The sequence below is a fragment of the Chloroflexota bacterium genome (assembly GCA_014360805.1).
Lineage (GTDB): Bacteria > Chloroflexota > Anaerolineae > DTLA01 > DTLA01 > DTLA01.
Genome location: JACIWU010000095.1, coordinates 1 through 11240 on the forward strand (window position 1 = coordinate 1; position 11240 = coordinate 11240).

An 11240-nucleotide genomic window follows, 5' to 3' on the forward strand; every position below is an offset into this window, starting at 1 on the left:
TTTCGGGTTGGGCACTGGTGTTGTCCCCCCACGCCCCGCGCCTGGGCCCTAGTCGGCCCCACCTCGGCTACCCGCCCCTGCCACGGCGGGCATGGCAAGCCGCCCTACGTGTCTTCCTGTTCTCCATTCGTGTGGATTCGTGTGATTCGTGGATGGCGAGCGTAGCAGAAACGCGCAGAGGGCGCACGCTGGCGCCCTCTTGCAAGCACAGTTGCGCGGCACGACTATTGCTTCTCGTAGGGCTGGCCGTCGGCGGCGGGAGGAATGGCGCGGCCGATGACCCCCGCCAGCACCACCATGGTAACCAGGTACGGCGCCATCAGCAAGAACTCGGACGGAATCGGCACCTGTAGGATTTGCAACTTGGTCTGGAGCGAGTCGGCGAACCCGAAGATGATGGACGAGCCGAAGGCCCCGAAGGGCGTCCACTTGCCGAAGATCATAGCGGCCAGGCCGATGAACCCCTTGCCCGCCGTCATCACCTCGTCAAACCGCCCCACGGAGCCGATGGTGAAGAACGCCCCGCCGATGCCGGCCACCAGCCCGCCCATGATGACGTTGATGTAGCGCGTGCGGAACACGTTTACGCCCAGGGTGTCGGCGGCCTTCGGGTGCTCGCCCACGGCCCGCGTGCGCAGCCCCCACCGCGTGTAGAACAGCATCACGTGGATGAGGATGAGCAGCAGGAAGGTGATGTACACGATGATGTTGTGCTCAAAGAACACCGGGCCGATGATGGGGATTCGCGAAAGGAGTGGCAGCGAAATCGGTTTGAAGATGCCCGGGTTGTTCAGGTTCTGATACACCTGTAAGAACTTCGCGCTCAGGTAACTGGTGAGGCCCGTGGCGAAGATGTTGATCACCGTGCCGCTCACAATCTGGTCTACCTTGAACTTGATGGACAGGACCGCCAGGATGGCCGCCAGGAAGGCGCTGGACAGCATGGCCGCCATCAGCGCGATCCAGAGGTTGTGCGTGATGCTCCCAACCCACGCCGCCATGAACGCAGCCGTCAGCATCATCCCCTCAATGGCGATATTGATGACCGCCGCGCGTTCGCACAGAATCCCGCAGAACGCGCCCAGCGCGATGGGGATGGCCCGCAGCAAACTGGATGAGAGCATCCCGACCAGGTTCATGGACTTTCCCCGTGCGGCCCAGATGAGGAACGCCGCCACGAAGGCAAAGGCGACCACGCCCAGCGCCCAGCCGGTGCTGCGGAACCCCTTGGCAACCTGCCAGCCGCCCAGGAACGCGCACACGGCCGCCAAGAACCACAGACTGGGGAGCGAGGGGAGCACCAAATCGGGCAGTCTCATGGCCGTGGTCAGGCGGGCGGGGTTCAAACCGAACGTCGTATCCAGGCCCGCCGGCGTGGTACGGGCGAAAATGCCCACGATAACCAGCGCGACGGCGAGGAAGAAAATCCCCATACCGGCGTGTCGCCGCCTTGCGATGGTCAATTCAGCGTTCCGTGCAGCAACTGCCATGTCTGTCCCCCTATCACTGACCCCAGCCGCGGGTGAACACCGTCTCGCCTACCTCTCGCTCCAGGCGGATCCGATAGATCCAGCGGATGATCGCCGGCGCGGCGATGAAGATGATCACCAACGCTTGTAGGATGGAGATGATATCTACGGGCACCCCTGCCAGCGACTGCATACGGGTCGCCCCGCTGCGGAGCGTGCCGAATAGGAGCGCCGCGAGGACCACCCCAGCGGGGTGGCTCTTGCCCAGCAGCGCCAGCGCAATGCTGTCAAACCCGTAGCCCGACGAGAAGGCACTGGCCAGTTGGTGGTTCACGCCCAGCACCTCGTTGGCGCCGGCCATGCCTGCCAGCGCCCCGCTCAGGAACATCGCCAAGACGAAGTTGCGCGTAACGCTGATGCCCGCGTAGCGCGCGGCGTCGGGGTTCGCGCCCACGCTCCGAATCTCAAACCCGATGGTGGTCTTGAACAGGAGCCAATACACCACGGCGGCGATGCCCAGCGCCACGAAGAACCCGGCATGAAACCGCAGCGGGTCGGGGAAGAACTTGGGAAGCCAGGCCGAATCCCGGATGGCCGGGCTGATGGGCGCCCAGCCGGGCCGTCTCATAGGGCCGTTCAGCAGCCAGTCGCTCAGCAAGAAGGCGATGTAGTTCATCATAATGGTGTTGATGACCTCGTGCGCGCCGGTCTTCGCCTTCAGGACACCGGCCACAGCCGCCCACAGGCCGGCCGCTGCCGCGCCTGCGAAGAAGGCCAGCGGCAGGTGGATGTACTGAGGCAGCCCCTTGACGCTGTAGCCCACGTACACCGACGCCAGCGCGCCGATGAAAATCTGCCCCTCGGCCCCGATGTTGAACAGGCCGCACTGGAAACCCAGGGCCACCGCCAGCCCCGCGAAAATGTACGGCACCGACGTTACCAGGCTCTCGCTGATGGGCCAAAACGCCTGCCGCAGCGGGGCCGTGTCGCCCGTCTCGCGCAGCACGCTGATGGCGTTGGCGAACTCGGCGGGGTTGCCGATGGAGCCTTTGAACAGCGCGCTATAGGCGCTGGCAATGGACTTCCAGGATGCGGCCAGGGCCTTGCCCGGCGCCGAGAAGAAGTCCTTGTACAGGTTGAGCACTTGCAGGTCGGTGAAAACGATGACCAGCGCCCCGATGATGAGCGCCGTAAACACCGCCAGCACAGGCAGCAGGATGGCCTGCAACAGGCTGCCTCGCGCCGGCCGCAACAACAACTTCGCGAGGGCCTGAGCGCGAGTGTCCTGATCGTTTCTCAATGCGCGTTCCTTCCGTTCGCTCAAGGGTCTCTCCTCAAATCCGCGACATTCACAGAGCGGGGTTCTCTTCCACCGGCGCGGGCGCTTCTTCGGCAGCCTCGGCCTCTGCCACGCTCACCCCTGCCATCAGCAGCCCCAGTTTCTGGCGCGTCGCCTCGGCGGCCGGCAGAATCGCCACAAACTGCCCCCGATACATCACCGCGATGCGGTCCGACAGCGCCAGAATCTCGTCCAGTTCCGGCGACACCAACAGCACCGCCGCCCCCTCGTCCCGCTTCTGCACAATCCGCTGATGGATGTACTCAATGGAGCCGACGTCCAGGCCACGGGTGGGCTGAGACGCGATGAGCAGCCGAATAGGGCGGCTGAACTCCCGCGCCACGATCGTCTTCTGCTGGTTGCCGCCCGAAAGCGTAGACACGGGCACGTAGATGTTGGGAGTGCGGATGTCAAACTCGTATGCGCGCTCGGCGGCCGCCTTGTAGATTTCCCCGAACTGGAGGTTGACCCCTTTGGCAAAGGGCGGGATGTAGTAGGTGTTCAGCACCAGGTTATCATGGACGGGGTACTTGAGGATGAGGCCATCCTTCTGGCGGTCTTCGGGCACGTGCGCCACGCCCTGCTCCAGGATTTTGCGCGGCGAAGCATGCGTAACGTCCACGCCATTGACGCGGATGCGGCCCATCTCGGGGCGCAGCAGCCCCGTCAGCGCGCGCACCAGTTCGGTCTGCCCATTGCCCTGCACCCCCGCCACGCCGAGAATCTCGCCTGCCCGCACGTCAAACGTAACGCCCCGCACCGCGACATTGCCGCGGTGATCCACGACATGCAGGTTCTCCACGTCCAGCACCACATCGCCGGGCTTCGCGGGCTTCTTCTTGACCACCAGTTCCACCTCGCGGCCCACCATCATCTGGGCGAGGCGCTCCATGGTGGCCTCGGAGGGCGTCGTCGTCCCCACAGCCCGCCCCTGGCGCAGCACGGTGATGCGGTCGGCGATGGCCATGACCTCTTTCAACTTGTGGGTGATGAAGATGATGGATTTGCCCTGCTCGCGCAAAGACCGGATGATCTTGAATAACTCCTCAACCTCCTGGGGCGTGAGCACGGCCGTAGGTTCGTCCAGGATCAGAATATCGGCCTTGCGGTACAGCACCTTGATGATTTCCACCCGCTGCTGCACGCCCACGGGCAAATCCTTGATATAGTCGTCGGGGTTCACTTCCAACTTGTATTGCTCGGAGATCTCCCGAACCTTGGCGGCAGCCTTCCTGCGGTCCAGGAACAGGCCGTAGCGCATGGATTCCACGCCCAGCATGACGTTCTCGGTAACGGTGAAGACGGGCACCAACATGAAGTGCTGGTGCACCATGCCGATGCCGAGGCGGATGGCATCGTTGGGTTCGTGGATTTCGGCCTTCTTGCCGCGGACAAAAATCTCGCCGGCATCGGGTTGATACAATCCGTAGAGGATGTTCATCAACGTCGTTTTGCCGGCGCCGTTCTCGCCCAACAAGGCGAGGATTTCCCCTTCTTCCAGCGTCAGGTCAATGTGGTCATTCGCCAGAACGCCTGGAAAGGCCTTGGTAATCCCTCGCAACTCAAGGACAGGGGCCATGTCTCTCCTTGTGTCTTTCAGTTTGCGCGACAGCGCTGTCGGCTCATTCTACAGGTACGACAGGTTGGGCGACGCAGGACGCGCCGCCCAACCTGTGTGTCCCAACATGCTTATTACGGGCTGGTCTTGATCTTGCCGGCGATGATGTCGTCGGTGATCTGCTTCAGTTCGTCGGTGAGGCCCGCCGGAATCTTGCTCTCGTAGTCGTGGAACGGGGCGATGCCCACGCCCTTGTTCTTGAGCGTGCCGACGTAGTTCTCGCCGCCCTTGAACGTGCCCTTGACCACGGAGTTGATGGTGTCGTACACGGCCACGTCCATGTTCTTCAGGACGCTGGTCAGGTAGGTCTCCTTGTACTCGGGCGCGCTGATGTACCAGTCGGTGTCCACGCCGATGATCATCAGGCCGCGCTCCTTCGCCACCGCCGCCGCGCCAAGGCCCACAGGCCCGGCCACCGGCATGACGATGTCGCAGCCCTCGTCAAAGAGTGACTCAGCCACCTGGCGGCCCTTCTGGATGTCAATGAAGTCGTTGGTGAAGGTGCCTTCCTGCTTGGCCGAATCCCAACCGAGCACCTGCACGTTGGTGCCGTGCTTCTCGTTGTAGTACTTGACGCCGTACTCAAACCCGTCCATGAAGATGGTAACGGTCGGGATCTTCATGCCGCCGAAGGTGCCCACCTTGCCGGTCTTGGTCATGGCCGCAGCCACGTAGCCGGCCAGGAACGCCGCCTCGTCCGTCTTGAATGTGAGGCCGCGCACGTTCGGGATCGGCGTGTCCGAGCCGCAGTCCTTGCCCACAACCGCGCCCGGCCAGCAGTCGGGATACGCGTAGTCCACGATGGCGAACTTGACGTTCGGATTTTCCTTCGCGAACTTCGCCGTGTCCACGCCCAGCAGGAAGCCCACGGTGATGATCAGGTCGTACTTCTGCTGGATGAACTCGGTGATGTTCTTGGCGTAGTCGGATTGCTGCTGGGACTCCAGGTACTTGCCTTCCACGAACAGTTTCTTCATGGCGTCCTCAACGCCCTTCCAAGCCGTGGCGTTGAAGGACTTGTCGTCGATGCCGCCCGTGTCGGTAACCTGGCCCACCTTGAACGGAACCGACACACCCTTCCAATTGGCGAGTTCAATGCCCAGGGCGGTCGCCACTTGGCGGATGGGGTCAAACATAGCATCCGTGCCCTCGGCCAGGCCGCCGATCTCGTAGATTTCCTGCAGAACCTGCTTGCCTTCTTCGGTCTGGGCGATGTCCAGCAAGCCCTGCTTCAGTTTGGCCACCACATCCTCGGGCAGGCCTTTGCGGACGGACACGGTGTCGTTGGGAATCTCATCGGTGTAGGTGAGAACCACCACCTTGTCCTTGATGTCGGGGTAGTTGCTCGCCAGCGTGCCGCGGGCGTCGTCGTAGGAGGCGGAGGCATCCACCTGCCCGTTGTACACCGCCAGCACGGCCGCCGTGTGGCCGCCGGTGAAGACGGTCTCGGCGAAGTCCTTGGCCGGGTCAATGCCGTTCTTCTTGAACAGGGCATACGGATACAGATAGCCCGACGTGGAGACCGGATCGGTGAAGGCGAACTTCTTACCCTTCAAGTCCTGGAGGGTCTTGATGCCCGAGTCGGCCCGGACGTTGATCTGGCCCTTGTAGGTGGCCTTGCCGTAGCGGATGGTGATGAGCAGCAACTGGACATCGTACTTGTCCTTGGCCAGGACGTAGGATAGCGGGGCCAGCCAGCCGATGTCAATCTTCTCGGCACCCATGCCCTCAATCACCGCCGCGTACGAGGTGGCCACGCTGGACTTGGTAACCAGGCCGGTCTTCTCCTTGATGAGTTTGTCCAGTTTCTCCGCGCCGGCCAGAATCCGCTGCGTGTCGCCCGACGGGACGAAGACCATCGTCAGCGGCTGCGCCTCGGTCCCGATGGCGGGCGGGGGCGGCGGAGTCGTCGGCTCCGGCGTGGGGGTCGGCTGGGCCTGGTACGGTGCGGGCGCGGTCGGGGTCGGCTTCGCGCCGCACGCCACCAGCACCATGGACACGATGAGCAGGATGCTCAGTGCAGCAAACACACGGTTACGCATGTCGTTCTCCTCCTAAAGAGATGTTCTGGGGATTCCTGTGCTCACGACTGTTTCGGCAAAAACCTTTGTTTCGGTCTTCACCTCCTTTCTGCGTGTTGCCCATGTGCGCAAGGTGGGATGTACGAGGAACGTTTGTCAGAGACCGGAAACGAGACAACCTTGGCATCACGATTCGGAATGCCCCCACCGTCGGATTGCCCTCGTTTGCAAGAGTGCAGGGCGATTATAGCAACGGCCCTATTCGCTGTCAAGCGGCGGGAGTGCGCTCCTGTCGTCTCCCAACAGAACTCGGCGGGTGCGGGCCGGCCCCTCTTCGGGACCTATGATACCCTTTTCTTCCAGAATGTCAATCAGCCTGGCCGCGCGCGAGTACCCGATTCGCAGGCGGCGCTGGAGCAGCGAGATGGAGGCCCGATTCGCGGCCCGCACCTCCTCTATGGCTCGCTCCAACAGCGCATCCTCCTCCCCCGCGCCCTCGGCACCGACCTGCACCGGCTCCATATCGCCCCAGAGCGACGGCTGCACCACCTCGGTGGGTTGCGTCTCGCTGACCGTGTACATCCCTTTCCAGTGATTCACCAGCCGGGCCAGTTCCTGATCCGAAACGAAGCACCCTTGCAGGCGCTGCAGTTTGCTGGAGTCGGGCGACATGAACAGCATGTCCCCGCGCCCGAGGAGTTTCTCGGCCCCGGGCGTGTCCAGGATCACGCGCGAATCCACCTGCGACGTTACCGCGAACGAGATGCGCGCCGGGAAGTTCGCCTTGATGAGGCCGGTTACCACATCCACCGACGGGCGCTGCGTGGCGATCACCAGATGGATGCCGGTGGCCCGCGCCATCTGCGCGATGCGGCAAATGGACCGCTCCACCTCCTCCGGCGACACCATCATCAGGTCGGCCAGTTCGTCAATGATGACCACGATGTACGGCAGAGGCTTCTCGCCGCGCCCCGCCGCCATGCGGTTGTAGGCGTCCAGGTTGCGCGCGCCCGCCTTGGAGAAGAGTTTGTAGCGGCGGTCCATCTCGCGGGTTGTCCACTTCAGCACGCTCACCACGCGCTCCAAATCCACCACCACCGGCGACAAGAGGTGCGGAATCCCGTTGAACGGGACCAACTCCACCATCTTGGGGTCCACCATGATGAGCCGCAAATCGTCCGGCGTGTTGTTGAGCAGCAGGCACGCGATGATGGAATTGATGCAGACCGACTTGCCCGAACCCGTCGCGCCCGCGATGAGCAGATGGGGCATGGCCGCCAGGTCGGCCACCACCGCCTGCCCCGACACGTCCTGCCCCAGGGCGATGCGCAGTTTGGACGTTAGGCTTCGGAACGCCTCGGACTCCATGACGCCCCGCAGCCCCACCAGCGAGGTCTGGCCGTTGGGCACCTCAATCCCGACGATGGAGCGGCCCGGCACCGGCGCTTCAATCCGAATCGGGCTGGCCGCCAGGGCAAGCGCCAAATCGTTCGCCAGGGCGCTGATCTTGCTGACTTTGATCTTGGACTTGCGGACCTGGCCGCGTTCGTCCTTGCGCTCCACGTAGCCCGGCTCCACGCCGAACTGCGTAACGGTGGGGCCTTGGTTCACCTCAATCACGCGGGCCGGGACGCCGAAACTCGCCAGCGTCTCCTCAATGATGCGCACGCGCTCGCGGATCTCCGACTGGCTGATTTCAATCTCAACGTTTTGCTCCAGGATGTCGGCGATTTGGGGCAGTTCCCATTTCTGCGCCCCGCCGAGGATGCGCGGGAACAGGGGGCCGGTCGGCTTGGGCGGCTGGGGGGCCTCCCCGCCGATGATGACCGGCTTGGGCGCGGGCGCGGCTGCTCGCGCGGGAGGCGCCGCCGGCTCGCTCACGGCTTCCGCGGGCGCTGCCGGCCGCCCCTCGTTGACCACATACGGCGGGGCTTTGCCCCTCCGCAGGCGCGCCACCGCCGCACGCGCAAAAGCGGCCATCTCCGACAGGGAGATGCCCGCCGTCATCAGAATCCCCACCAGCAAGCCCGCGATGGCCACAATCCATGCGCCCACCCCGCCCAGGCCGCGGATGAGCGCCTGGCTGATGAGCCACCCCAGGTAGCCCCCGCCGTTCCCGCTGGCGGCCAGTTGGCGCGGCGACACCGCCGAAGGGAGCATGTGCAGCACGCCCAGCCCCAGGAGGAACAGCACCGCAACCCCCACGGGCTTCTCCGGATCGATCGCCGGCTCGCGCCCGATGCTTTTCAGAATCAACCACAGGCCGATGGCCGCAAACCCGAACGGCGTAACGTAGGCCCCGTAGCCGAACGCCAGGAACAGCAGGTTGAGCCACGTCTCGGTGATGCTCCCCTGGCTCACCGAAAGGATGCTGAGCAGCGTTACGAGGGCGAGCGCGATGAGAAGCAGCCCCGCGACCTCGCCCCGGAAACGGAGCGGGGGAGAGGGTTTTCGTTTCTTGCTCTTGCCCGTCTTCGCCATCGCCTCTATTATAGCACAAATGTGCGAAACGCTAAAACAGGCTCAATTGCTCGGCCTCTACAGGGCCGGCGGGAGGAGGCGTCTCGTCCAGGGCGATGGATTCCTGCAACAGCGCGGGTATCTTCTTGAAGTCTTCCTCTATGTCGGCCTTGTACCGTGGCTGGTGGAGGGCCGCCGCCGGATGGTACAGCGGGAGCACGATGACATCCCCCAGCCGCTGCGGGCGACCGTGGATGCGGCTGATGGGCGACTGCGGGAAGTATTTGGCCATGGAGTAGCGCCCCAGGGTTACGATGAGGCGCGGCTTGATGAGGGCTATCTGCCTGTCCAGGAACTCGGCGCACGCCTGAATCTCGTTGGGCAACGGGTCGCGGTTGCCGGGCGGGCGACACTTGATGACGTTGCAGATGTACACGTCGCGCCGCTTCAGGCCGATGCTCGCCAGCAGTTGCTCCAGGAAGTGCCCCGCCGCCCCCACAAAGGGCCGCCCCTGCTGGTCTTCGTGAAACCCCGGCGCTTCGCCGATGAACATGATGTCGGCGTCTTCGGGGCCTTCGCCGGGCACGGCTTTCGTGCGCGTCCGCCCCAGCGGACAGCGTTGACACTGGTTGATCTCGTCGTACAAGCGGGTCAACTCGGACACGGCTCGCCTCCTAGCGCATCGGAACGGGTTTCCCAAAGGCACACCGCTAGTATACCCAATCGCCGTCGGCGGTCAAGCCCGAGGGCAGGGGTGGAAACCCGCCCCACGCGCGAGTTTCCCCGAAGGTAGGAGATTTTCAGGACATAGGCATTCGGTACCGTCTTCGTCGTCGCGATGAAGAACCCGTTGAAGTGTTTGTGGAAGCAGACAGGGAATTACGGGGCTTGCCCCGCAGTTTATGGATAGAGTCTGGTGTAATCCATGAACGGGCCCGGCGGCCTGCGCTTCACCTGCGCCGCGAAGCGTAGCGTAGCGGCGTCAGGTGCAAGCGCGTATTAGCCAGCGCAGATCTGGCTAGCTCCTAATCCTTACACGTGTCTCTTCAACAATCCATAGAAGATGCTCAAGTGGCTCGCTGGAAAGCAATGGGATCAGACGCTCAATGACCTCAAGAACGTGGGGTTTATCTTGCTGGTGTAAACGTAGAACTATCAAGCCAGGGAACTGGGCCGGGGGATATGCACGAATGTCAGCGAAATCTGTGTCCAAGATGACCAAGGCACGCCCTTCCTCCTGGCATACAGAAGCAATAGCGGAATCGGTTGAACCTTCCAAGTGCTGCTCAGAAACAGTAACGGCATCATAGCCAGATTGGCGCAACAAATCGGCTATCTCAACCGGCAGATTCTCGTCAACCTTGAATGCCATCGTGTCATCTATACTGGAATGGCCACCACACGCTCGCGGGCCAACTCGGCAGCGTATGAAATAGCGGCTTGCACGGCTTCCCGACTCAAAGACGGGTAACTACGCAGAATCTCGTCTAGGGAGAGGCTGGCGGCTAAATTGTCCAGTATAACCGAGACCGGAATACGCGTACCCTTGACACAGGCTTTCCCGTGACAAATGCTGGGATCAACGACAATGTAATCTTGCCATCTCATAAGCATCCTCCCCGGAACATTGTTACTTCAATTATACTACGTTTCTCTTGCGCTGGCTAACGATGCGCATAAGCCGCAGGGCGGAGCGAGCGCAGCGGAGCGCAGTCGGCTTGAGCAAGATGTTAGCCCGCCGCTGTGGTTGCACCGGCCTTTCTGCCATTGATACGATCATATTCCCAAATCGCCAGGTCAACTTCTTGGACAGGCCATCCCAACTGTTGTGCTAGATTCTGTATCTCTCGAAGGTATCGCTTGTAGTCCGAAACTGAAAACGCTGTTCTCTCTTCACCAAACACCTGTCTCCAACCCCTGAAATCAATCACCGCATATCTCTCGGGAAATACAAGAGCCAGGATGGCCGATGCCACAGGAACACCTACTCCCCGAAGCGTGCATAGTATCCCAAACTGCAACTCAATTTCGTAATCTTTGTCAGGATGTTCGATAGAAAGTGCAGCTCCTGTTACGACACGTATCACATCATCCGTATTTGCTTTGCGTCTTTCCCGCTGTCTTCCGTACTGACCGCGTAGTTTCCACTGGAGGACCCTATCAAACTCATCCAGCGTCAAATACATTGGATGACGCTCCTGTTTCATCTGAGCAAAATGAGCCCTGAGATGCTCAGTGAGAGTGCAGTCATCACTGGAAGTCCTGTACTGAATAAGTTGACCTGCTGTGATCATCTTCGCTAGCGTTCAAGGTTCCTTAAAAAGGCGGGCCAA

Annotated in this window: 9 protein-coding genes; all 9 read right to left on the minus strand. The window is 62.1% G+C overall.

The annotated features are described in order from the left end of the window. Positions 1-224: 224 nt before the first annotated feature. The 9 genes from H5T65_12560 to H5T65_12600 all read right to left on the minus strand — a co-directional run bounded on the left by H5T65_12560 (position 225) and on the right by H5T65_12600 (position 11114). The gene (locus H5T65_12560; GenBank protein MBC7260068.1) at positions 225-1490 is read right to left on the minus strand and encodes an ABC transporter permease; all 1266 of its coding nucleotides are present in this window, start codon (positions 1488-1490) and stop codon (positions 225-227) included. A gap of 13 nt (positions 1491-1503) precedes the next feature. Continuing rightward, positions 1504-2793: an ABC transporter permease gene (locus H5T65_12565; GenBank protein MBC7260069.1), complete on the minus strand. Its 1290-nt coding sequence runs from the start codon at positions 2791-2793 to the stop codon at positions 1504-1506. A 25-nt stretch (positions 2794-2818) separates the two neighbouring features. Further along, positions 2819-4387: an ABC transporter ATP-binding protein gene (locus H5T65_12570; protein MBC7260070.1), complete on the minus strand. Its 1569-nt coding sequence runs from the start codon at positions 4385-4387 to the stop codon at positions 2819-2821. A gap of 113 nt (positions 4388-4500) precedes the next feature. Next, positions 4501-6468, minus strand: a complete 1968-nt coding sequence (gene phnD / locus H5T65_12575; GenBank protein ID MBC7260071.1) for a phosphate/phosphite/phosphonate ABC transporter substrate-binding protein — start codon at positions 6466-6468, stop codon at positions 4501-4503. Between the two features lie 237 nt (positions 6469-6705). Further along, positions 6706-8928: a DNA translocase FtsK 4TM domain-containing protein gene (locus H5T65_12580; protein ID MBC7260072.1), complete on the minus strand. Its 2223-nt coding sequence runs from the start codon at positions 8926-8928 to the stop codon at positions 6706-6708. Between the two features lie 31 nt (positions 8929-8959). After that, a complete protein-coding gene (locus H5T65_12585; protein MBC7260073.1) occupies positions 8960-9571 on the minus strand; it encodes a uracil-DNA glycosylase in 612 nt (203 codons plus the stop codon). A gap of 354 nt (positions 9572-9925) precedes the next feature. Then, positions 9926-10279 carry a DUF5615 family PIN-like protein gene (locus tag H5T65_12590; GenBank protein MBC7260074.1) on the minus strand — a complete coding sequence of 118 codons (354 nt, stop codon included), beginning with the start codon at positions 10277-10279 and terminating at the stop codon, positions 9926-9928. Between the two features lie 8 nt (positions 10280-10287). Further along, a complete protein-coding gene (locus H5T65_12595) occupies positions 10288-10515 on the minus strand; it encodes a DUF433 domain-containing protein (protein ID MBC7260075.1) in 228 nt (75 codons plus the stop codon). 122 nt (positions 10516-10637) lie between these two features. Next, complete coding sequence (locus H5T65_12600; protein MBC7260076.1) at positions 10638-11114, minus strand: hypothetical protein; 477 nt, start codon at positions 11112-11114, stop codon at positions 10638-10640. Positions 11115-11240: the final 126 nt, after the last annotated feature.